This is a genomic window from Ensifer sp. ENS03, assembly GCF_014852035.1.
GTDB classification, from domain to species: Bacteria; Pseudomonadota; Alphaproteobacteria; order Rhizobiales; family Rhizobiaceae; genus Ensifer; species Ensifer adhaerens.
In genome coordinates, this window is record NZ_JACVAV010000010.1 from 91,189 (window position 1) to 113,329 (window position 22,141).

At 59.4% G+C, this 22,141-nt stretch carries 16 protein-coding genes and 3 pseudogenes; 9 read left to right on the forward strand and 10 right to left on the reverse strand.

Going from position 1 to position 22,141, the window contains the following annotated elements; all coding sequences use genetic code 11:
- Positions 1-160 precede the first annotated feature (160 nt).
- From IB263_RS27610 to IB263_RS27620, 3 genes are read right to left on the reverse strand one after another with little or no spacing between them, the layout of a single operon-like run.
- Positions 161-1,531, reverse strand: coding sequence for a DUF1254 domain-containing protein (locus tag IB263_RS27610; protein WP_192439284.1), 1,371 nt, complete (start codon positions 1,529-1,531; stop codon positions 161-163).
- The gene (locus IB263_RS27615; protein ID WP_192439285.1) at positions 1,528-2,553 is read right to left on the reverse strand and encodes a DUF1214 domain-containing protein; all 1,026 of its coding nucleotides are present in this window, start codon (positions 2,551-2,553) and stop codon (positions 1,528-1,530) included. The genes IB263_RS27610 and IB263_RS27615 overlap by 4 nt, the downstream gene beginning before the upstream one ends.
- Before the next feature lie 47 nt (positions 2,554-2,600).
- Positions 2,601-3,380: a hypothetical protein gene (locus IB263_RS27620; RefSeq protein WP_192439340.1), complete on the reverse strand. Its 780-nt coding sequence runs from the start codon at positions 3,378-3,380 to the stop codon at positions 2,601-2,603.
- Positions 3,381-3,764: 384 nt separating this feature from the next.
- Between IB263_RS27620 and IB263_RS27625 the strand changes: the two genes are divergently transcribed.
- The 3 genes and pseudogenes from IB263_RS27625 to IB263_RS34245 form a co-directional block, all read left to right on the forward strand.
- On the forward strand, positions 3,765-4,391 hold the full coding sequence (locus IB263_RS27625) for a Crp/Fnr family transcriptional regulator (protein WP_082566518.1): 627 nt from the start codon (positions 3,765-3,767) through the stop codon (positions 4,389-4,391).
- Between the two features lie 214 nt (positions 4,392-4,605).
- Positions 4,606-5,529 (forward strand): homocysteine S-methyltransferase family protein, encoded by a 924-nt coding sequence (locus tag IB263_RS27630; RefSeq protein ID WP_060521298.1) that lies wholly within the window; start codon positions 4,606-4,608, stop codon positions 5,527-5,529.
- Positions 5,530-5,629: 100 nt separating this feature from the next.
- Positions 5,630-5,789 (forward strand): annotated as a pseudogene (locus IB263_RS34245) (LysR substrate-binding domain-containing protein); the annotation flags it as partial.
- A gap of 90 nt (positions 5,790-5,879) precedes the next feature.
- Here IB263_RS34245 and IB263_RS27635 read toward each other — a convergent pair.
- From IB263_RS27635 to IB263_RS27655, 5 genes are all read right to left on the reverse strand, one after another.
- Positions 5,880-6,437, reverse strand: coding sequence for a hypothetical protein (locus IB263_RS27635; RefSeq protein WP_146243008.1), 558 nt, complete (start codon positions 6,435-6,437; stop codon positions 5,880-5,882).
- Complete coding sequence (locus IB263_RS27640) at positions 6,434-7,474, reverse strand: caspase domain-containing protein (RefSeq protein WP_192439286.1); 1,041 nt, start codon at positions 7,472-7,474, stop codon at positions 6,434-6,436. The genes IB263_RS27635 and IB263_RS27640 overlap by 4 nt, the downstream gene beginning before the upstream one ends.
- Positions 7,475-7,489: 15 nt before the next feature.
- A complete protein-coding gene (locus IB263_RS27645; RefSeq protein ID WP_060581975.1) occupies positions 7,490-7,675 on the reverse strand; it encodes a hypothetical protein in 186 nt (61 codons plus the stop codon).
- A gap of 652 nt (positions 7,676-8,327) precedes the next feature.
- The gene (locus IB263_RS27650; protein ID WP_060521293.1) at positions 8,328-9,518 is read right to left on the reverse strand and encodes a glycosyltransferase family 4 protein; all 1,191 of its coding nucleotides are present in this window, start codon (positions 9,516-9,518) and stop codon (positions 8,328-8,330) included.
- A 272-nt stretch (positions 9,519-9,790) separates the two neighbouring features.
- Entirely contained in the window at positions 9,791-10,231 is a 441-nt protein-coding gene (locus IB263_RS27655; RefSeq protein WP_060521341.1) for a MarR family winged helix-turn-helix transcriptional regulator, read from the reverse strand.
- Positions 10,232-10,380: 149 nt separating this feature from the next.
- Between IB263_RS27655 and IB263_RS27660 the strand changes: the two are divergent.
- A pseudogene (locus IB263_RS27660) lies at positions 10,381-12,179 on the forward strand (chloride channel protein).
- Between the two features lie 121 nt (positions 12,180-12,300).
- On the opposite strand, the gene IB263_RS27665 reads toward IB263_RS27660, so the two are convergent.
- Positions 12,301-13,689, reverse strand: a complete 1,389-nt coding sequence (locus IB263_RS27665; RefSeq protein ID WP_090297778.1) for a tetratricopeptide repeat protein — start codon at positions 13,687-13,689, stop codon at positions 12,301-12,303.
- A 94-nt stretch (positions 13,690-13,783) separates the two neighbouring features.
- On the opposite strand from IB263_RS27665, the gene IB263_RS27670 reads away from it, so the two are divergent.
- From IB263_RS27670 to IB263_RS34595, 3 genes and pseudogenes are all read left to right on the forward strand, one after another.
- The gene (locus IB263_RS27670) at positions 13,784-14,059 is read left to right on the forward strand and encodes a DUF4242 domain-containing protein (RefSeq protein WP_090297863.1); all 276 of its coding nucleotides are present in this window, start codon (positions 13,784-13,786) and stop codon (positions 14,057-14,059) included.
- Between the two features lie 238 nt (positions 14,060-14,297).
- Positions 14,298-18,935: an adenylate/guanylate cyclase domain-containing protein gene (locus tag IB263_RS27675; RefSeq protein ID WP_246811097.1), complete on the forward strand. Its 4,638-nt coding sequence runs from the start codon at positions 14,298-14,300 to the stop codon at positions 18,933-18,935.
- Between the two features lie 14 nt (positions 18,936-18,949).
- A pseudogene (locus tag IB263_RS34595) lies at positions 18,950-19,342 on the forward strand (MBL fold metallo-hydrolase); the annotation flags it as partial.
- A 123-nt stretch (positions 19,343-19,465) separates the two neighbouring features.
- On the opposite strand, the gene gcvA reads toward IB263_RS34595, so the two are convergent.
- A complete protein-coding gene (gcvA, locus tag IB263_RS27685) occupies positions 19,466-20,356 on the reverse strand; it encodes a transcriptional regulator GcvA (protein WP_162253364.1) in 891 nt (296 codons plus the stop codon).
- A gap of 139 nt (positions 20,357-20,495) precedes the next feature.
- Between gcvA and IB263_RS27690 the strand changes: the two genes are divergently transcribed.
- Both IB263_RS27690 and IB263_RS27695 read left to right on the forward strand, forming a co-directional pair.
- Positions 20,496-20,906 (forward strand): VOC family protein, encoded by a 411-nt coding sequence (locus IB263_RS27690; RefSeq protein WP_112975062.1) that lies wholly within the window; start codon positions 20,496-20,498, stop codon positions 20,904-20,906.
- Between the two features lie 41 nt (positions 20,907-20,947).
- On the forward strand, positions 20,948-22,141 hold the full coding sequence (locus IB263_RS27695) for a hypothetical protein (protein ID WP_112975063.1): 1,194 nt from the start codon (positions 20,948-20,950) through the stop codon (positions 22,139-22,141).

Consider the following 22,141-nt stretch of genomic DNA (forward strand, 5'->3'; position numbering starts at 1 on the left):
CCTCGGTGAACCGCACTCCCGCGCGCGTGCCAGCGCTGTGCGTCGCAAGTTCAAGGTTGGGTGTCTCGTTTGAAGCGGGCCCTAAGGCTAATCGACTTCGCTAGAGGCGTTCGTGGTTTCTGGGTATCGGCAACGCGGCTGAAGATCGTTATGATCTCATTTATTGCGGAACGGCCTGGATCGCGGGCGGCTTCCAATGCCCGTCCAACGCTGACGCCGTGGGCAGATAGAGCCTCATGACCGCATAGAAGGATTCGCTCGGCGCTGGGAGCCAATTTGATTCCAACGCTGCTCCTGGGCTTTCGTGCTGCAAATACAGAACGATCTTTCCGTCGGCGCTTTTCTGAAGGCTCGCGAGCATGGGCGAGTTGATCAGGTAGCGATCGACAGGGTTGTCGACAAGGAACTGCTTCGGTCTGTCATACATGGTCAGCGACCAAAAGGCCTCGACCGGTGGCAGCGTCTCAGGGGTCAAGGTGAGAGTGTATCTTGCTCTACGTCCGTCAAGTGGCGCCTCCTGTGCGTCGACGGCATAGATCACATAGAGTGCCTCTTGCACCGAGTTGCCGTAGATGCCGCCTTGCGCCGCCGCGGCGCGGACCATGAACCTGCCCTTCATGAATTCCGGCGTGCCGAATAACTTGGACGAATCTGTCAACCGCGCGGCCTCGTCTCGAATCTCCTTCTCGGTCGCGACCGCCACGGCATTCATGAGCTTCACTGTCTCTGGTGAAAGATCCGCTCCGGACCAGGTCGCTCCTTTTTGGACGCCAAGCTTGGCAAGGTTAGCCCGTGGCGTCTCGTCACCGGGATAAGGTGGTGCGAACTGCAGCAGGAATGCGGCAAGCGCCCAGTAGTTCGTAATCATCAAATCGTCTGAGATTGGAAGCCAGTCAACGGATGGCGGAGGAGCGGAAGCCGGCGTTTCCGCGTAGACTGACAGCAGCGTAGCCTTGTAGCCCGCCTGGATTTGCTCCACGTTCTCAAGATCGTCGGGCGAGAAAAGCTGCGTCCGGATAATGCCTATGGCAAGCGTGGTCGGCATTTCGACCACGCGCTTGATCCTCGTCGGTATATCGCCCTTCCAGCCTGGGCCGGTGATCAGAAAATCGCCGCCGTCGTTGCCGTCCACCCGCGTGCCTGGATAGTCGACGTTGTTCGTATAGAGGTCGATGAGTTGAAGCGAGTAGTAGCGGTCTTTCTCGATCGGTGGCATCGTCACGACGACAGGTTCAGCCCTCAGATCGAAGACAATGAAGGAATAGGGGGTGTCGGAATTCGGCGTGATGATTGCCGTATCTTCGGGCGTGTAAACCCTGGCGACGCTGACCAGTGTGTTGAGCGGCCCCTTATACTGGCCGCCACCCGGCTCCAGTGCGTACTGGTACATGGTGAGGTAGTTCTTCACCATCGGATAGGTGTAAATATACACCTCTCTGGCGATGGCCCCGATGTCATCCTGCGCGAATGCCTCAAGAGGCGGCAGCAGCATTAGCGCAGTGGTTCCTTGCAAGAAGGTGCGGCGCTTCATTCCTTCACTTCCTCTGCGGCCGGAAACTTCCAGCTTCCCTCAAGAACTTGCATCTCGGGCCTATACAGGCGGACCATGTAGTTCCATCCCTCGGGTGTCGGCAGGCAGTTGGCCACCTTGCCATCGCAGCCTCCGAACTGGACTGTGACCGAGCCATCCTGGCTCTTCTGCGCGGTCACGTTATTCAGGGAATAGGCATTGAACGCGTTGGGCGTAAAAAAGCCTTCCTTGTTGTAGACCGTGACCGACCAGAAGTCTTTGACGGGGACATCCTTCACCGTGAGCCGGTAAACGCTGTCGCCGTCGTTCTTTTCCGGCGTCACGTTGAGGTAAAACGCTTCCTTGTCTGGGTTTCCGCCCCATCCAAGTGCTGCTCCAATCAGGTGCCGGACCGGATCGACTTCATCGCGCGGTCCAAACATTTTCGCGGTGTTTGGGAGCAAAGCTCCGAGATCGAGCAGCGCGCGGCGTGTGTTGTCACGACTTTTACTGTCCCACTCCGGGATCTCAAAACTACCCTGTGCTGACTGCTTGAACGTTACCGCATCTTGAAGCGCATGAACCTTCTTCATGTCCTCGGAGCTGTTGGGGTCAGCAAAAAAGCGAAAGGCCAGCACGACATAGCGGGTACCTATATCCTTGCGAGTCAACGTGTACGAGCCAGCCCCATAGAATACGCCATGGGCGTAGTGGTCCTGGTCGATCACCAGAAGCGACACGAAGCGGTCGTCGGTGTCCGGCACATTGATCGTCACCGGCCCCGCATCGAGATCGAACACGGCGGAAGAATAAAGCGTGTCACGGTTCAGGCGGATGATAGTCTGCTTGTCGAGCGGTACCATTTCGCGCGTATGATCGAACTTGCCAAAGCCACCATTTCCGGCGATGCCGGAGAAATAAAGGTCGCTCTCAGCGCGCACGAAGTTGTCGCTGTTGACGAGGATCGGGTCGGCAAAAGCCGGCAGCGCAGCAAGCAGTGACACCGCAGCAATCGTCGAGCAGCTCAATTTTGCAAGAGACATGGAAGCCCACCAAGTTGAAATTAGAAAAGCGGATTGACCGGCGAACATTAAAAGCGAACGACGAGTCCAAGGATCGGACCTTGTTGCACGGCGTCGAAGATAAAGCCGTCGTGGCTGTAATCGACGCCGAGCGCGCGATAGCCAGCGATGGTTGAGATCCTGTCTCTGAACTCGTAACCGATTCCTATGGCGAGATCCCAATCAAGATCCGCCTGTCCTGCCCCGGCCAGGCCCCAGGCGCTCAGATAGAAGTGGTCCGTCAGGAAGTAACGACCGCGAACGCCCGCTATGGCGTCCACCCATGTGGCGCTGTCACGGCTCGAAACTCCACTCAGAAACCCGCCGGAAAAGGAGATCCGCGTACTCGCATGCCAGATACGTGCCCCGGCCACGACGTCGACGTTACTGCGGCCATCTTGAAAGATGGCATAGCCCATACCAACGAGACCAGCGAATGTCTCCGACGTGGTGTCGACCCCTCGGGCAACGACACCGAGCGGCGTGGCAGTTTGCGACGAAACCTTGGTGTAGATCACGTCACCAAAGACGCTGAACCGATCGTGACGCGCTTCACCGATCGCCATGAAGCCAACGTCGAGATCCTTCAGGATATCGCCGAAATCGGACACAACATGAATTGCGGGTAGACCGAACTGTCCGAAATCACCAGAGATGCCGGCGACCCAAAAATAAGGGCTTGCGGTAAAGCTCCAACCTTCGGCATTGGCTTCAGGGACAAGGAATGGCTGTTGAAGGTCCGCGCTGTTTGCGGACGAAGAATGCATCAAAGCGGTGAACAATGGTGCCGCCAAGAGAAAAGATTTCATCGCCTTGGCCCCACCATCGAGTGTGGCTGAACACTGGTTTGCGGTATCGTCAACTGGGACGGCAACCGACGCTGCCTGTTGTGGGCGAGGTGCCAGCATTGAAGGCTCACGATGACGACATCGCGGGGGCGCGGAATTTCCTTACGGCAGCAGTGTGAAGCTATTGAAGAGCTCAAGTTTTATGTAACCCCATCGATCCTCGGCGATAAGCTCACATGTGCACATGTGTCGACCACAGATTGTCCGGATCCAGACAATTTACGAAATTTTGTGTTCGATCAGCGAAAAACGTTCTGTCCAGACCGTGCATGTGGAGGGATCCCGTTGGAGTTGACACGAGAGAAGGCAGAACATGTCCTGTGCCAGGGGCCTTGGCTCGCACATATGAGCGCGCAATTCCGGACGGAGCTGCTGCGCCAAGGGCATTTGCAGAAATTTTCTCCCGATCAAATCATCTATCGATATGGCGACGCGGCTGGTGGAATGTATGGCCTTGTCGCCGGTTCTCTCACCATCAACTCGGCGCCTCCCGACGCGATCCCGCGTCTAATCCATCTCGGAATGGCGGGCGCATGGACGGGGGAAGGGCCTTTCCTCACCGGCCAGCCCCGCAGGGTTGAGTTGAGAGCCCTTGGTGAGACCTGGATGATGCACGTGCCATTGGACGCATTGGAGCAGATGGCGGCACGGGATCCCGCCGTATGGCGTGCGGTGGGTTTGAACACCGTCTTAACCGTGGATGTCCTCGTCCGTATTATTCATGACCTACAAAAGCGCAATGTCGAATGCAGAATAGCCTCCGTGCTTCAGCGAGCGGGTTGGCTCGGTGACATGGCCATCCCGTTGTCCCAGAGCGCCCTTGGCGTCATGGCGAATGCATCACGACAGCAGGTCAATTCCGCAATGAAGAGTTTCGCAAGGGCAGGTTGGGTCAAATACACCTATCGTTCCGTAACGATCTTAGACACGCAAGCGCTGAGACGGTTCTCCGACGGAGATGGGTCGGAGTAGTAAAAACACGAAACCATCCCTCTTCTGGGTTCCGTTCTACTCAGGGCGATAGGTTTGAAGTTGGCTCTCGGGCTCCAAGCGTCCATCCTGCTCGCATTCCGGAATGATAGTCCGACGCCGGGTCGTCGGGGCGTGGCGTTCGCCGGTCGCGCCCCGTCACAAAGTTCGATCACCCCGCCGGAATTTGCTACAATGGTTCTTTGGGGTGGATGCCATGGGTATACTTGACCGCCTGCTTTCGTCGCCATACCCATTCATCAGCGATGGTGGCATGGAGACAGACCTTATCTTCCACGAAGGCGCCGAAATGCCGCTTTTCGCCTCCTTCGTCCTGCTCGACAGCCCAGAGGGGCGCGAGATGCTGCGGCGCTACGCGGTATCGTATTTCGAGTTGGCCCAGGCCGCGAGTCGCGGGTTTGTGATGGGCACGCCGACCTGGCGCGCCAATTGCGGCTGGGGGCCGAAGCTCGGGCTCGACGACGCAGGGATCCGGGACGTCAACCGGCGCGCTATTGCCTTCGCCCGCGATCTGCGGGGCGCCCATCCCTGGCGGGACCATATCCTGATCGAGGGGGTTCTCGGGCCGGCAGGGGATGGTTACGCACCCGACCAGCTCCTGACCCCGACAGAAGCGGCCCGCCTGCACAGCGCCCAGCTGGAGACCTTTGCCGAGGAAGGTGTGGACATTGCGTCGGCTTTCACAATCACCCATCCAGGTGAAGCCATCGGCATGGTCAACCGCGGGCGCGACCTTGGCCTGCCTTTAGCACTCTCATTCACGGTCGAGACCGACGGGCGGTTGCCGACCGGGCAGGACCTCGATTCAGCGCTCTGCGAGGTCGAAGCCGCGACTGGCGGCTACGTTTACTACTATGGGATCAACTGCGCCCATCCCGAGCATTTCTGCAAACAGTTGCCATCGCGCTGGCTCAACCGGATTGGCATGGTCCGACCAAACGCTTCTCACCGCAGCCATGCCGAACTGGACGAAGCCACCGAGCTCGATGACGGCGACCCGCAGCAGTTCGGCGTGCTTTGCGCCGACCTGGCAAAACGGCTCCCTAAACTGCGCGTCGTCGGCGGATGCTGCGGCTCGGACATGCGGCACATCAGGGCTCTAATCGCGGCGGGCATCTGAGCGCCGGGTGATGCATTGAAGAAAGAACGAGCCCGCTTCACCTTCACAGCGAGATCGACACTGGAGCGCTGAAGTGTGAGAAGATCCAGAACCTCTCTGCGAGCACTATTTCTCCGAGGTGTTCGATACCCATGGTCTGACCGGCAACATTGCCTAGCTGTGACGACACTTTCTCGTTGGTGTCGCTCGTCTCGACCGGCCTCGGCATCGGCTTTGTGCCGGAGTGGACAAGGGATTTGGCGAACCGCAACTTCGTGCTTTGTCCTGTAGGGCGTCGGTCCGGCCGCTGGCACGGTGGGTGTAGTCATCAGGCACAATGAACGAGCCGAGGACCTGATATAGCCTTTACGCTACATCCGTTTCATCGCGACGGTTCCTGAACAGCCGCGGCCTGCACCGGATCCTTTGAACCTGCCGGTCCCTTTGTCTCCCTTTATCACTCCCGTCAGGGTGTTGCCTCCTTTCCTTCCTTTATGGATGAAAGTGTTGGTCATGTTGACGGTTCCGTTTCGGGAGACTTTTCCCGAAAACCCAGTGCTAGACGACACGATACCGTTTCGTACGAAAATGAGTGTCGAGAGTTCGCGCCAGTCGCCGCAGTCTGTCTTTGCATACCGTGTTAAGTACCAAGCGCCGTCGTAAGCACTCAGGCCGGGCTCCACACAACGGTTGTCGCGGACCTCCATTCCTTTGCCGCAGATGAGTGGACAGACACGGTTGCCGATCGCTTTCAGGTCGTTCAGAAGCTCTTCGGTGGGGGCGAGCGAAGCCAGCTTGAGCCCCTTGCGCTCGGCATAGGCCTGCAGGGCCTCCCGACTGCTCTCACCCCACTTGCCGTCGATCTGGCTGAGGCATCCAATCCGCGCCAATTGACTTTGGGTGGCAAGCGCGAGGTCGGCGGCGGTCATGTGCCCGCCGGACGAACCTGATGCTTTGGCCATTGGGTGGCGTGTTCGAGTGCAGCGACGTCGGTTTGGCCGGCGTCTCCCGGGTTTACGGCGCGCTCCGCGATTGCTGCGATCTTCAACCTCGCAAGCGTCCCGAACGCTCCATTTGGATATTCCTGTAGGTACGCTTCAAAGAAGCTGCTTGCGGTCAAATCCTTGATGGAGTTCCAGTAGGCAAGCTCCACGGTTCTGTCCGTAGCGGTCGTCGCCGCCGGGCTCGTCGTTGTGTCCGGAACTGGCGATAGATTGAGGACGACGGGGCCTGTCAGGGAAGAGCTGTCCCAGGGAACCTGTTTGCCATCTGTTGCCTGCAGAACGGTGCGACGCACTGCAATCAGGTCGTCGGTTATGCTTTGCCCGCGGGTGCCGAGGTGTTTCAGCAAAGCCGTCGTGAACGGGGAGTTCCTGCCGGCTCCGTCAAGGGCGACGTTTCCGGGCTGGGTTGCGAACGCAATCAGCGAGCCCACACCCGTATCGAGTTTCGCCAATCCCCGGCCGACGACCGAGGATCGGGTTCCCTTGGAACGGGCCAATGTCGCTGCAAGTGGATTGTCGCGGCATGCGTCCAGGAAGACCAAGTTGACCTTGGCGTTGCGCTCCATAGCGGATAGCACAAGCTCGATCGGCAACGCTTCAAAATCCAAATCGTTGTTTGAGCGAAGCTGCGCGTCGACAGGGATCAAGTAGTTGCCGCCGTTTACCTGAAGCCCGTGACCGGCATAGAAAAAGAGCGCCACGTCGGCGCCCTCGACTTTGCTGACGAACTCGCGGATCGACTGACGCAATCCCGTCAGGTCGAGGTCGCGGCCCGTGACCACCACGAACCCCAGTCCTGTCAATTTCGACGCCATGTCGCTGGCGTCATTTTGGGGATTGATAAGCTGCGGCGCATGCTGATAGGGCGAGTTTCCAATGACCAGCGCGACGCGCTTTTCGGCCCACGCGTAAGGGCTTAGGAAAATGAGCGAAAGCACAATGGCCGCACGAAGGTAGCGCATGGGAGCGAGCCCGCATTACCGCCACTTTGGTGTGCGCTGCGCGTTGTTCAGGAGTTCGCGGGCTGTTGCGAACAGTCCAAACAGCCTTGTGAGGCGGCGTTCCTCCTCCATACAAAGGCGGTGCCTTTTGCAGAAATCATGGACGGACCAGACCTTCGTGGCAGCGTCGGTTTCGAGCCTTTCGGCTTCCAAGCGTTCCATACTTGCCTCCTCCCTGCGCACTCTCATTCTACTAAAGTCTAATGTAGTTGAAAATAAACTAAGGCGTAGCCCGATCCGGTTAGAACCCGTTAGTGACCTCCCACCCCGTCAACCGAGCAGGAGATCTCGTGCGCCAAGACGCCTGCTGTCTAGGACAAAGGTTGAGCAGAGTGGCCACTTTACATTCTGTCGAATTTGACAGCTATCGATTGACGTATACGACGATTTCTAAAGTCATTGCGCTGTGGTCAAACGCACTCGTCAGCGCATTTCTAGTAACTGATCCCTTCGAAACGAGCGTCGATAGAGGCTCTCACGACCAAATTCGCCCTTTCGCGCGCGACTTGCCTCATTCCCTGGTTGTGGGGGCGCGAGCTTTACAGACGGCCCTATGAGCGGGCGAGAAGCTCAGTGCGTGCCATACCGATGGCAGCCGTGCGCACATGCGGGAGACGCAGCTCTGAAGCTGGTCGGGGCCGGTCGCGAGTTGCCTATATGCATAAACGAAAAGCGGCTAGCCGCGGTGATCCTTTCGCTGACCGAAACCGCCTGCCGCGCGTGGCATTAGGCGCCAAGCTCAATGACATCGATCCATAAGCGTGGCTCGCCGACGTGCTCGCTTGCATCGCCGACTGCGCGATCATCAGGCTGTCTAACCCGCCGCCTTGGCCGGATAGGGCTTTACCGGCATTTTGCGCGCGCTTGCGTGTTCCAGCGCCGATAGCGCAACGGCGTCCCATTGAGACAGGATGTGAGCCGCATCATAGCGCCGGACGTTGGCCTCGGCGTTCGCTGCAAGGCGGGCGCGCAAGGCCTCGTCGGCCATCAGGTTGGACAGCGCATCGGCGAGCGCAGCGATGTCACCGTTTGGCACGAGGATGCCATCCTCGCCGTTTGCGATCATGTCGGTCGGGCCCCAGTCGCAGGCAAACGAGACGACGGGGAGGCCGGCGGCCATGGCTTCGAGCAGGACGATGCCCCAGCCCTCGTAGCGGGATGAGAGAACGAAGGCGTCGGCGGTTTCGAGCCAGAGGCCGGGCCTTGGCGTGAGGCCCGGCATTTCCACCCGGTTGCTGAGGCCGAGCGCGTCGCGCTGGGCTTCCAGTTCCAGCCTTGCTTCGCCTTCCCCCCAGATGACGAGCTTCCAGTCGGGATGGGTTTTGGCGATCCTCGCGAAGGCCTCCAGCAGCAGATCAAAGCCTTTTTGTCGGGTTAGCCGGCCGACGGCCGTGAGCATCTTGTTGCCGCGTCTGTTTTCCCAGCCGGCGGGCAGGTTGATGGCGTTGGGGATTACTCTTCCGTGGCGGCGGACCTCAGGCGAGAAGTAGTCGAGCGCCCCTTTGGTCATCGTCACGAGAGCGAATGCGCGCGGATAAAGGCGAAGCTGCAGCCATTTCCAAAGGGGGCCGAAGGGCTGTACCGCCGGGTTGTTGCGCTCGGAGACGATTACGGGAAGCCCGAGGCCGCGTGTCGCGACCAGCGTCAGGACATTCGTCCGGGTCAGGAAGCTCAATACGAAGTCGGGACGGGAGCGGGTGATCGTCGAGCGCAGACGATAGAGCCGTCGTGCCACCAGCCATGCGGCACGCAACTTTGTGGCCTTCTCAGTCGGCACGTCGAGCCGCTCGATGGCGACGCGTGGATCGAACTTGTAGTAGGGTTCGGAGGCAGGCGCTTCGAGGGTAATTACGGTGACGGCGCAGCCGAGCCGCGCCCAGTGACTGGCGACAAGGCTGACGACGTGTTCAGTGCCGCCGGCGCCGAGTGCTGAAACAATGATGGTTATGCGCGCACCGGCGATGCCGGCTGCTCCGACGATGTCGGCACCCTTACCCGTATCCAATTTGGCTTGCCACCTCGCTTTCCCAGCTACTTTTGTTAACAACACCTTAAATTCGGGCGATCGGACTTTCGCAGCGTAGTAAACGCGCTACTGGAATAACCGGTCGCGACGGGTCAGTGCCCGGGAGAGACACCAAAACTATCCCGCACGGGATAAGATAGATCGTGATGCGATATAAATAAAGCGGCGTTCGCTCCCTTGTATCCGTGGTCACGAGGCGGAACGGTCCAAATCAGGTCGCTGGAATGAGCAAGCTGTCGGCGGTCGAGCGGTCAAGCCTCGGAAAAAGGGTCTTTCGTCTGCAGATTGCCGAGCAACTCTATCAGGCGCGGGGCCATATGACGGATTTCGGTCAGATGAATGGCGCTCAATCGCGTGAGGACGTCTTCAGCCTTGACGGTAAGCGCCAACGTCTGGCGGCGCTTGTCGGACGGATCGGGCTCCCGCGTCACATAGCCTGCCCCCACGAGCCGCTCGACGAGTTCGGAAGCGGTGTGCCGGGCAACGACGAGGCGCTCGGACAAGACCCCGACTGTCATGGGCACTTCGCCGCGATGGCCTTTGATGGACAGCAGGGCCTGGTGTTGTTGACTGGGGAGCCCCTCCTGCTGCGCTGCGGACGTCGAGAAGTCCATAAAACGACGCAGGATGTAGCGCAGGTTAGCCAGCGCCTCGTAGTCGGCATCCGTAAGTGCGTCTTGTTTCTTGGCCACAGACTTTGACACCAGTACTGTTTCAGCTGGCTACGTCCATACCCGTCTAGGCACCGTCTGCCAACTCCGTCTTGATTTATATCGTATTACGACATATTAGCGCTGCGGTCGATCACACCCACCGTTCCGCCGGCTCAGCAGGTATACCGATGTCATCGAAATCTTCCCGTCCGCATCAGCACGATTTCATGGGCGGCCTTGCACGCCGCGAAGCCGGCGACTTCACCACCGATAGGCGCGTGCTCCTGTTGATCGGAATGGCGCTTATCGTCGGAACGGGCGGCGCGTTTGCGGCCTGGTTCCTCGTCAATCTGATTGCGCTTGTCACCAACATCGTCTGGTTTGGGCGGGTGAGCACGCAGGAGGCGCGGATAGCCGACGTGATCTTCTCACCCTGGATGGTTTTGATCCCGGTGGTGGGTGGGCTCGTCATCGGCCTGATGGCGCGCTTCGGCTCGGAGAAGATCCGCGGGCACGGTATACCGGAAGCGATAGAGGCCATCCTGATCGGCGGCAGCCGTATGTCGGCAAAGGTCGCCGTGCTGAAGCCGTTGTCGTCAGCCCTTTCGATCGGCACGGGAGGACCGTTCGGAGCAGAGGGGCCAATCATCATGACCGGTGGCGCCATCGGCTCGCTGTTTGCCCAGTTTTTCCACATGAGTGCGGCAGAGCGAAAGACGCTGTTGGTCGCAGGGCGGCGGCAGGCATGACGACGATCTTCGCCTCTCCAATCGCTGCCGTGATGCTCGCGGTCGAGCTTCTCCTGTTTGAATGGAAACCCCGCAGCTTCATTCCCGTCGCGGTCTCGGCCTGCGTCGCCATCTCCTGGCGCCCGCTGCTGTTCGGAAGTGGACCGCTGTTCCCGACGCATTTCCAGATCGATTTTCCGTGGTGGGGTATTCTGCTTTGTGCCGGAGTGGGGATTATTGCCGGCCTTCAGTCCGGGGTGCTCACGACTCTCCTCTACAAGATTGAAGATCTGTTCGAGCGCCTGCCGATCCACTGGATGTGGTGGCCGGCGCTCGGGGGACTTGCCGTTGGGCTTGGTGGGCTGATCGAACCCCGTGCTCTTGGTGTCGGCTACGATGTCATTGAAGGGTTGCTGAAAAACAGCCTGCCGACATCGACTGTGGTCGCCATCCTCTTGGTAAAGGCCACGATCTGGCTGATCGCGCTCTCGTCCGGTACATCAGGCGGTGTGCTGGCTCCCTTGCTGATCCTTGGAGGCGCACTTGGTTGGTTGGTGGGCTTGTCGCTTCCCGGAGATCCGGGGTTCTGGGCACTGCTCGGCATGGCGGCGATGATGGGGGGCACCATGCGCGCGCCGTTGACGGGAACGTTTTTCGCGATCGAGATCACCGGTGATCTCAACACGCTCATTCCCTTGCTGGCCGCCACGGTTGCCGCTTATGCGGTGACTGTTCTTCTCCTGCGACGGTCAATCCTGACGGAGAAAATTGCGCGGAGAGGCCAGCACATCAGCCGAGAATATGGTGTCGATCCATTCGAATTCGCGCGCGCTCGCGACATTATGGTCAGCACCGTCGACACATTACCGGCGACAATGTCGGTGACCGAGGTCTGTGCGCATTTCGCCGCGGCGGACGATGCACACCGGACCTATCCGGTGGTTAACGAAGCCGGTGCGCTTGTCGGTATGGTTTCGCGTGCAGACGCGCTTCGGTGGCAGCGAGGTCCGGAGGGGGCCGACATCCTGGCTGACAAGGTATCGGACACCGCGATCCCGATCGGGCACCCCGACGATACCGTTGGTCACATCGCGGACATCATGATTGCGACCGATGTTGCGAGGATCCCCATCACCGATCCGCTATTGGGGACCTTGGTCGGTCTTGTCACCCGCAAGGACCTGCTTCGCCTGAGGCAATCCCATAAATCCACTGAGCTGGAACGGCGGCCCTATCTTGGAAGGGTGCGGGGTCGTTGACTGATGTGGTCCGGCGGGGCGCTTGCACCCTGCTCGCCTGCGGCTAGCGGAAGGCCCCGGCTTTTTTTGGTGACCGGTTTACGTATGAAACGCGGCCCCTTGCGCGGCCAGTTGCTCGCCCTCAATGCCGCGTTCCCAACTCCTTAGCGCGACGAAAGAGCTGGTCGGCGAGCTCCAAGTCGCCCTTGAGCTGCGCCAGCAAGCCGAGATTGTAGTTTGCTTCCGGATCGTCCGGGCGGAGGCGGAGGGCAGTCAGGTAATGTTGCTCCGCAGCAGCAAGTTCGCCGTTTTCGTGCAGCAGAACTGCCAGATTGTTGTGTGCCTCGGCATAGTCCGGACACGCACGAATAGCGGCGCGGTAATGCTCCTTGGCCTTGGCCCCGTCTTCGCGTTCAAGCAGCATCGCGTAGTTGTAATGCGCTTCGGCGTAGTCAGGACGTAAATTGAGAGCTTGAGCGTAGTGGCGCTCCGCGCCCGACGCGTCTCCGTGTTTCTCCAGAAAGATACCGTAATTGTTGTGCGCCTCGGCAAAGCCAGGTCGAAGGCGGATGGATTCATTGTAGTGTTGTTCGGCTCCAAACCTGTCACCAGCGATATCGAGGAGGCCGGCATACCGCAGCAATGCATCCACATAGTCGGGACGAAGTTTGATCGCCTGACGGTAATGGTTCGCAGCCTCGGCTCGGTTTCCCATGGTTTCAAGGAGAATGGCTAGATTGTAGTGTGCCTCGGGGTACTGCGACCAAAGGCGAAGCGCCTCGTGATAGTGCTGGATGGCCGCGTTTGGATCTCCGTTCGCCTTGAAGAGGATACCCAGATTGTTGTGAGGTTCCGGATAGTTGCTACGAAGCCGAAGGGCTTCTTGGTAGCATCGCAGTTCCTCTTGCGAAACGCTGCCCTGTGGATCCGAAAGACTGACCCCTTTCAGAAACCAGTCCTCAGCCGTCAGCCTGTCTTCGGGCCGCGCTGCAAGCGCCGCCCTGTCTACTGATGACAGCCGATAGAGCAGTCTTGCCGGAAGAAAATCCCCTCTCAACTCAAAGAACCCAGCCTCGCTGAACTCGTAGGTGGGCAGGTCGATGAGTTCGAGGATCGTCTGTGTGACGAAAAGCGAATCCGGCTCTGCGCTGGATTCCACACGTTTGGCGAGGTTGATCGCCCGTCCTACCCAGGCATCTTCTTCTTCCATCTGGGAGCATTCGCCGAAATGACAGCCAACTCTGACCGGCAGATCTTGCGCACCCGGGACAGAGAACAGTGAGCGGCGGCGCTGCTTCCAGTAGGCGATGAGCTTCAACGCGAAATGGACGGCCACATCCGCAGACTCAAACAGATAGAGATGACCGTCACCGGTGAAGTTCTCGTGTCGGCGGCCATACTGGCCCGCGAGAGAGCGCGATAGATACCGATACTCGGTGATGACGTGGGTGACGGTGTCGCGAGATACCTTATTCCACACGGCGGAGTGTCGAACCAGGTCCGTGAATACAGCGGCGAAGTAGATACTCATACCGTTCACCAGCGGAGCGCGCTATTATTTAGAGGATGCGCATATTGACGAGGGTTTGACAACGCCTTCGCTGAAGCTGAAAGGGAGCCTCATCATGCCACAATATATGGTCGAGCGACACTTGCCGGGCATCACACCAGAGCAGCTCATGGCCGCCGCTGGGCGCGCAAAGGCGGTGACCGCCGAGATGACACAGCAGGGAAAGCCCGTGCGCTATCTGCGCTCGACGTTCGTGCCGTCGGAGGAAAAGTCCTTCTGCCTCTTTGAGGCGCCCTCAGCCGAGCGAGTGCAGGAGGCGAATGAGGTTGCGCAAATTCCGCTGTTGAAGATCACCGAAGTGGCGCACATCGCCTCAGAAGATTTGGCCTGAAACCGAGGTTGGCGGCGGGCGAGCATATGACGGTTTGGTTCAACCGCACAACTATCTACGAAGCGCCGGTTGCCGAGGCAATGGCAGAATTCAAGGTCGCCGCGATTGAGCGCCGAGCGCAGAGTTCGTTGATCGAGGGCCGGTCGCAACCGCGACCGGCCCTTATTACTGCTATGGCGTCGGCATGTATGTCGCCGCAAGACTCGAAGGCTGATCCGGGAGGCGTGGTCCTGAGGCTTTGTTTGGACACTCTCCCTACACAGCCGTAAAATGTGACAAGATATTTGGCGGAGAGCAGGCACCAGCCATGGACCTTCGGCGAAGATTAGCTGCCATCGTAGTGGCCGACGTGGCTGGTTATAGTCGGCTGACCGGCCAGAACGAAGAGCTTACTCTTGCCACCTTGAAGGCTTATCGTGAGATCATTGATGGCCTGATCGCACGTCATGAAGGCCGCGTCTTTGGCAGCGCTGGCGACAGTGTTCTTGCGGAGTTTGCGAGCCCTGTCGAGGCAGTGCGCTGTGCCACCGAAATCCAACTGGAGATCGACACCCGGAACACCAACCTGCCCGAGCCGAGCCGTATGCGATTTCGTATCGGCATCAACCTCGGTGACGTGGTGGCGGACGGCGACAATCTTCTGGGCGACGGAGTAAACGTCGCTGCACGCTTGGAGGCGCTTGCACCGGCCGGCGGGATATGCGTCTCCGAGGCGATCCATGCCCAGGTTCGCGATCGGGTCGCCCTGGATTTTGTGGACCTTGGTGAGCACAAGGTGAAGAACATCGCTCGGCCTGTGCGTGCTTATCGTGTGCCTCTTGTGTCGGAGGAGCGTATCAATTCACCCTTCCGTGGCCTTGACGCCTTTGAGTTCGAACACGCCGATCTCTTCTTCGGCCGTACACACGCTATCTGCCTCTGCATCGACCGGCTGGAACAGCTAGCGGCGAACGGCAAGTCTTTCTTGCTGATCTATGGAATGAGCGGGTCAGGCAAATCCTCTCTCCTGCGTGCGGGGCTACTCCCTACGATCACACGACCTGGCGCGGTGGCGGGCATCGCTCTGTGGCGGCGTTGCCTGTTCCGGCCGTCAGAAGGAACCGACGCGATCGCGTCATTGGCCGCCGCATTGCTTCGTGAAGATGCGTTGCCGGAATTGGCGCAAGAGACAACGGTGACGGATTTGACGCAGTACCTTCGTAGCGCACCCGAGCGCGCCCTTGGGATGATCCGCGCCGCACTTGCCAAAGCTACTATGCCTGCGCACGCCAGTGCGCAGGCGCGGTTGGTGGTCGCTTTAGATCAAATGGAGGAGTTGTTCACGACTGAGGTGGAGCCGATGTCCCACACGGAACTAGTGCGAGCGCTCGCGACGTTTGCAGGAAGCGGGTTCGTTTGGGTGATTGGCACGATCCGGTCTGATTTTTTTCACCGCTGCAGCGAGGTTCCCGGTTTCTGGACGCTGAAGGATGGGCTCAGCAGCTATGAACTGTTGCCCCCGACTGGCCCGGAAATCGCTCAGATCATCCGCGAGCCGGCACGCGCAGCCGGTTTGCGTTTTGAGGAGGACGCAGATCAGGGGCGGCTCGAGGACGTGCTGCAGGAGGCAGCGGTTGCAGATGCCAGATCATTGCCCCTTCTCGAATTCATGCTGGAAGCGCTCTTCCAGGCAGGCCGAGAGCGCCGTCTGCTCACATTCGCGGCGTATAGAGCGTTTGGCGGCCTTGAAGGCGCGATTGCACGTCGCGCCGACGAGGTAGTCGGGTCGCTTCCCCCTGACGTACAGGATGCCTTGCCTGCCGTGCTCACCGCTCTGACTACAGTACGCCTCGACGAAGAGGCGATCACGGCGCGTCCTGCCTCGCTCTCGCAATGGAGCGGCCGGCCGGCGCAAATCGTTCTCGTCAACGCCATGATGGCCGCCCGGCTCCTGGCCAGCGACGAAAATCCTGCGGGCGATGCAGTTGTGCGCGTAACACATGAAGCGCTTCTCACTCGCTGGCCGCGAGCGCGGGACATTGCGTATGCGAACCGGAATTTCCTCGAGACACGTGCGCGCGTGCAGGCGGATGCTCGCCTATGGCTTTTTGACAACAAGAACCCAGACCTTCTGCTGCCCCCCGGCAAGCGGTTAGCAGAGGGCGAAGAACTTCTGTCGAGACGTGACGAGGTCGAAGACGAGATCGTCGCCTACGTCGAAGCCTCGTTGCAGATGCACCAGACCAGGCTGGCGAAAGAGCGTCAAGTTGAGCGCATGCGCATAGAGGTGGAAGAGACCACGAAGCGAGAGCGTTTGGAAAGTGAGGCTGAACGCCGAAGCTTGGCGGCCGAGGCCGCGATACGCCTTGCGCGGCGCACGCGTTACGCAGCCATCATCGCGATAAGTTTGGGCGTCATCGCCGGTGCTGGTGCGATCGCCGGATTCCATGGGCAACACGAGGCGAGACGACAGGCTATGGTGGCGCAAGTCAATGCAGACCAAGCCCGTGCAGCGGAGCGGAAGGCCATTGAGGCGCGTAACCAGGCGCTCCGCAATCAATCCCTTTCCCTCTCGCTTCTTTCTCAGCAGACCGCTATGACCGGCGACACCGAAGCCGCCATTCTGTTGGCGCTGGAGGCGTTACCGAAGGACGTTGCTGCCCCGGAACGGCCCTATGTGAAAGAAGCGGAATTTGCCCTTTACCAGGCGCTGTTCCAGCACCATCAGACCATGATATTCCGCCATGATGCTGGCGTGACATATGCCGCTTTCAATGCAGGCGGAGACCGTATCGTAACGTCTTCTTACGACCGGACCGCGCGCATCTGGAACGTTGCAAACGGGACGGAAATGGCCGTCTTGAGGGGCCACCAGGGCGCGGTCGAAAGCACTTCCTTCAATCCGGACGGCAGTCGTGTCGTGACGGCCAGCCGCGACGGCACGGCGAGAATCTGGGACGTTGCGGCGGGCAAACAGATCTTCGTCCTTCCCCAGCCTGGCCACGTTCACACCGCGATGTTCAGCCCTGCCGGCACGCGGGTGCTCACCGGATCGGATCAAGGAGCTTTGACTATCTGGGATACAAAGACCGGCGGAAGAACTGAAATCGCTGAGAGCTTCGGGACAACGTCGGCTGCGTTCAGCCCTGATGGTCTGAGTGTCGCGGCCGGCAACGGGCATGAACGTTCTGTTCGCATCTGGAGGATTGAGAACCGTCAGTTAATCAGAAGCCTGGACAACCAGTTTTGGCCCGATGAGGTCGTATTCAGTCCCGATGGCAGCAAGATCCTGGCAGCCTCATGGGGCACAATAACATGGACCATGGCGTCCCGCCTTTGGGATGTGCCGAGCGGAACCCTGATTGCGTCACTCCTCGGTCACACCAGCGATATTCATGGTGGCACCTTCAGCCATGACGGCCGCTATATTGCGACGGTCTCCCTCGATGGCACGGCGCGTCTTTGGGATGGCATATCCGGCAATATGCGTCGCGCGCTGGGGCAGGAAACCGGTGGTCTCAAGCTGTCTGCTTTCCAAGCCGCGGATGGCGACCAGAAAATGAATTGCGCATTCAGCCCTGACGACCGGCTCCTCGCCACCGCTGCAAAGGAGAATGCGGTCCGCATATGGGATGTTGAGAGTGGCACTGAATTCGCGACTATCAGAGGACATCGTGGGCCAGTCACACACCTGGCTTTCCGTCCCGACGGTAGTGGTCTCCTTACGGCCTCGTACGACGGTACGGTCCGACTGTGGGACATCGATGGTGTCCTGGCGACTACCTTACGACACCAACACCGACCGGCGTTTGCTGTATTCAGCCCGGATGGAAAGCGCGTCATGACCGGGGATACCATCGCCCGCATTTGGGATGTGGCGAGCAGCCGCGAGACTACGAGACTTGAAACCGATGGCGATGCGGTCGAGTACGGGACCTTCAGTCCGGATGGCCGCGTCGTTGCGACCGCTTCTTCGTACGGCCGTATTACGCTTTGGGACGCCGAGAGCGGGCGCGCGACACGTCGGTTGGCCGTCAACGGCACGGCAGTCGTCCATATTCAGTTCAGCCCTCGCGGCGACCTGCTGGCATCGGCGTCCGCGGATGGAACGGCGCAGCTATGGAACACGTCGACGGGTGCCAAAGTGGCCGTTCTGACGGCAAGCGCGAACTTGCGGAAGGTTCTGTTCAGCCCCGATGGCAAGCTTGTAATCACAGCGTTGACAGACGGCACGGCGCGGCTGTGGAGGACGGACGGAACCGAGGTGGAAATTCTGGCTGGGCATCAGAAGCGGATCACGGCGGCCGTCTTCAGTCCCGATGGCGGTCTGGCTGCGACCAGCTCGCTGGATGGGACCGCCCGCGTCTGGTCCACTACAGATGGCAGTGTCGTCGCCACGTTGAGAGGCCATGGCGATGGGTTGACAGATATCGCTTTCAGCCAGGATGGACGATCAATCGTGACCGCTTCGCGCGATGGTACGGCCCGCATTTGGAATGTTCCCGATGGAACGGAGCGGCAAATCCTCAGAGGGCACGATGGCGCGCTGAACTACGCCGCATTCAGCCGGAATGGCTCATTCGTTGCAACGGCATCTTTTGAAGACCACACGGTGAGACTGTGGGACGTGGATGCGGGCCGTCAGGTGATGCTCCTTGACAATCAGCGGGATGCAACGGACACGGAACCAAGTTCAATGAGGCCAGCCTTTAGCTCTGATGGAACCGAGATCGCAGTCGCTTCCGCGTACCGAAAGGTACAGATCATTCGGGTTTTTCCGACAACTGGGGAGCTCATCGCTTTTGCCCACAGCATCGTACTGCGCGACCTGACCCCCTGCGAGCGAAACCGCTTCTTCTTGCCGGTTGACGGTCAACGGGCAGTATGCCGGAGCTAGGGGAACCGGGAGCAATGCAAGAAAGTTCCCGGTCGGAAAACAGATCGCTGCCGCTCATTAAATCCGGAACGACGCTCGGCGCAGCTGCAAAGATATTGACGAATTGCACCTCAGACACGGCTTTCGTCACCAACACGAACGGTCGCCGCATCGGTGAGCTCGTGTCTGCCAATCTGGGTGAAAAGCCGATCGTCACGGTTGTCTACAGCCACTCGCACGTCGACCATTACGGCAGCGTCCGGGGCATCGTCGGTGAGGCCGACGTGAAGGCTGGCAGGGTTCAGATCATCGCACCCGAGCATTTCACGGAGCATGCGGTCAGCGAGAATGTTATTGCGGGCAACACCAGCTTGCTCCGCCTCGCCATCGTCCCCCACGAAGACAGGTGGTTCGTCTTCAACCCGTATCGAAACGATTCTCGCCTTCGGCTCGTCCGGCCATTGGTGATGCACCCAACGTCCGGCCCTCCCGACTTTGCGAAACTCCTAAGTCGTCTGTTTCCCACGAGAATGTCAGGCTGGCAGCGGAATCTATGCCAGTTGGCTCAGCAACCAGCTTCGGAACGTTTTAACGCGCGGGAGTTCGCTCTTGGCTGCGGACGTGACGAGATAGTAGGCTCCTGGTCCAGAAATTCGGTCACTGAATGGCGCAATCAGGTTGCCGGCGCGAATATCCTCTTCGATCAAAAAGGTTGGCAAGAGAGCGACGCCGAGACCCGCGATAGCTGCCTGGATGATCATGAAGAAATGCTCGATGCTTGGCCCCCACTGCAGGTCGTCGCGATGTGCGCCGACCGAGCGAAACCAGTGCTCCCAGCTGTTGGGTCGCGTCGAGTGACGGATCAGGCGATGAAAGCGCAGTGCCTCATAGCTGGTGATAGGATGTTTGCCCGCCATGAGCTTGGGACTGCAGACGACCTGTATCTCCTCGCTCATCAAAGGATCGATAATTGCATCCGTCCAATTGCCGTGGCCGAAGCGGATAGCGACATCGATCCGCTCCTTTGTGAAATCCAGTTCGCCATCACTGGAGACGATGTTCAGGTCTATCTCTGGATGCTGTTCCTGGAAGGTAGGCAGGCGTGGCAACAGCCAACGGGTGCCGAAGGTCGGCAACATGCCGATCGACAGGGTCCCCTTGCCCTCCTTCGACGAGATCAGCTCGACAGTGCCCGCCTCGATCAGATCGAGCGCGTCGCGCAGCAGTGTATTGTAGAAGCGCCCCTGATCAGTCAGTTCGATCCGGCGGCTTTGGCGCGTGAACAGCGCCACCTGCAGATATTCTTCAAGACTGCGAACGAGCCGGCTGGCGGCGCTCTGGGTGACGTTCAACTCCTCCGCGGCGCGGGTGAAGCTATTGTGTCGGGCGACGGCTTCAAACGTTCTTATAGCGTTGAGTGAAGGCAAAAGGCGGCCACGCACGATTTTACATTCCTTCAAGTCATGGAATTGCGATCTTTATGCGCCTTGCGGACTCCGGTCAAGAAGATAGCTTTTCTGCCAGAGCCGCCCGCAAGAGCATCGGCTACCCCATAGGCCAATCACCGAAAAGGTGTTCAGCATGATCCCTTTCCATATGGCATTCGCCATCGACGACAAGGAAGCCGCCCGTCACTTTTACGGCGAAATCATTGGCTGCAAGGTCGGCCGCGAAGCTGAAAACTGGATCGATTTCGATTTTTTCGGGCACCAGATTTCGGCGCATCTCAACAAAGATCCCAAGTCGACGGCAACGTCCAAGGTCGGCAATGACATGGTGCCGTTGCATCACTTTGGCGCGGTGCTTCCCTGGAACACCTGGAATGGTCTGATCGCGCGTTTACGCAAGGACGGCTACCCCTTTGTCATGGAGCCCAAAGTGCGCTTCCAGGACGAACCGGGCGAGCAGGGAACATTCTTTCTGAAGGACCCGGCTGGCAACGCCCTGGAGTTCAAGTCCTTCAAGAACCCCGACGCCATCTTTGAACACTGATATTTCCGGCCGCGGCCGCTGTGACTGAGATCGAGAAACAAATGAATTCTTTTGAAATCGGCAGAGAGCTGACCGCGATCACGATGGGTATCGATGCGCTCGAACGCAGCATGCCCGCTCAGGGCAGCCTGCTCGGCGGCGACGGCCTTGTTCCTATCTATCTGGGCGATGGCCTAGTTGACGCCCGACACTACGATGACCGCGAAGCCATTCGCGCCGACCTCGCCCGGCTCGACCCGGAGGTCGCCGCCTTGCCCGCTGGACCCCGCAGGGTCTTTCTGCAGGGCATGCTCAAGTCGGTGCGAGTTGCCGTAAAGATGCTGTCAGGCGCGAGCCCATCCTTCGAGGAAAAGGTTACCGATCTGGTCGGCGCGCCCGCCGGACGCGAGGACGCGGCGTTGATCGAGGATGCCCGTGCCAGGGCCGATGCGCTGCTGCGCAAGGCGGGATTCGTCCGGGGTTCGCTGGCTGAACGGGTCCAGAGTTGGGAGGAGGCGCGCGCCGTACCGACAGATCAGATCGAAACGGTGTTTCGGGATCTGATGGCCGAAGCGAAAGCGCGAACCGATAGCCTGGTCTTCGACACTGGGGACTACGATATGGTGCTCAATCCCGTGCGCGGCATGTTCTACACGGCGCGTTGTTCTTTCAACGAAGGGAAGATGGATCTCAATTTCGATTTGAGCTTCACGCGGGCTGCCCTCAAGCATCTCGTCTGCCATGAGGTCTATCCGGGCCATTCGACCCAATTGCTGTCCACCAAGGCAGCGTTCGATGCCGGCAAAGCGCCGGCCGATGCGCTGCTGATCACAACCGATGCGATCACCGGCTGCGTGCAGGAAGGCATCGGCGATCAGGGTATCCACCTCATCGATTTCATCGAGGACGAGGATGACGAAATTCATATGGAGCTTCGTCGCGTCCGCTCCGCCGCCCAGACGAGTGCAGCCTGGATGCTGATGGTCGAGGGGCTGCCGCGTGAGTACGTGGCGGGGTATCTGCGTAGTACCGCCATGGGGCAGGAAGCCTGGGTTCAAGGAAGGCTGCGCATGGCGGCCCACCCGTTCCGTGGACCGTTCATCGCATCCTATTGGGCCGGCAACGAAAGTGTTCGCCGCGTGCGCGAACGGGTCAGCAAGGACCAGTGGCCGTTGTTCCTGGAGGCGCTTTATAGCCATGCCAACAGCCCACAGAGCCTCGAAATGTTTCCGCAAACCGTAATTGAACAGGGTTGA

What these genes read in the sequence shown, in the direction of transcription:
- IB263_RS27625 (WP_082566518.1), top strand. Translation starts at nt 3,765, where the DNA reads ATGAGCGCGCAATTCCGGACGGAGCTGCTGCGCCAAGGGCATTTGCAG.
- IB263_RS27695 (WP_112975063.1), top strand. Translation starts at nt 20,948, where the DNA reads ATGAATTCTTTTGAAATCGGCAGAGAGCTGACCGCGATCACGATGGGT.
- IB263_RS27630 (WP_060521298.1), top strand. Translation starts at nt 4,606, where the DNA reads ATGGGTATACTTGACCGCCTGCTTTCGTCGCCATACCCATTCATCAGC.
- IB263_RS27610 (WP_192439284.1), bottom strand. Translation starts at nt 1,531, where the DNA reads ATGAAGCGCCGCACCTTCTTGCAAGGAACCACTGCGCTAATGCTGCTG.
- IB263_RS27640 (WP_192439286.1), bottom strand. Translation starts at nt 7,474, where the DNA reads ATGCGCTACCTTCGTGCGGCCATTGTGCTTTCGCTCATTTTCCTAAGC.
- IB263_RS27645 (WP_060581975.1), bottom strand. Translation starts at nt 7,675, where the DNA reads ATGGAACGCTTGGAAGCCGAAAGGCTCGAAACCGACGCTGCCACGAAG.
- IB263_RS27690 (WP_112975062.1), top strand. Translation starts at nt 20,496, where the DNA reads ATGATCCCTTTCCATATGGCATTCGCCATCGACGACAAGGAAGCCGCC.
- IB263_RS27670 (WP_090297863.1), top strand. Translation starts at nt 13,784, where the DNA reads ATGCCACAATATATGGTCGAGCGACACTTGCCGGGCATCACACCAGAG.
- IB263_RS27665 (WP_090297778.1), bottom strand. Translation starts at nt 13,689, where the DNA reads ATGAGTATCTACTTCGCCGCTGTATTCACGGACCTGGTTCGACACTCC.
- IB263_RS27635 (WP_146243008.1), bottom strand. Translation starts at nt 6,437, where the DNA reads ATGACCGCCGCCGACCTCGCGCTTGCCACCCAAAGTCAATTGGCGCGG.
- IB263_RS27615 (WP_192439285.1), bottom strand. Translation starts at nt 2,553, where the DNA reads ATGTCTCTTGCAAAATTGAGCTGCTCGACGATTGCTGCGGTGTCACTG.
- IB263_RS27620 (WP_192439340.1), bottom strand. Translation starts at nt 3,380, where the DNA reads ATGAAATCTTTTCTCTTGGCGGCACCATTGTTCACCGCTTTGATGCAT.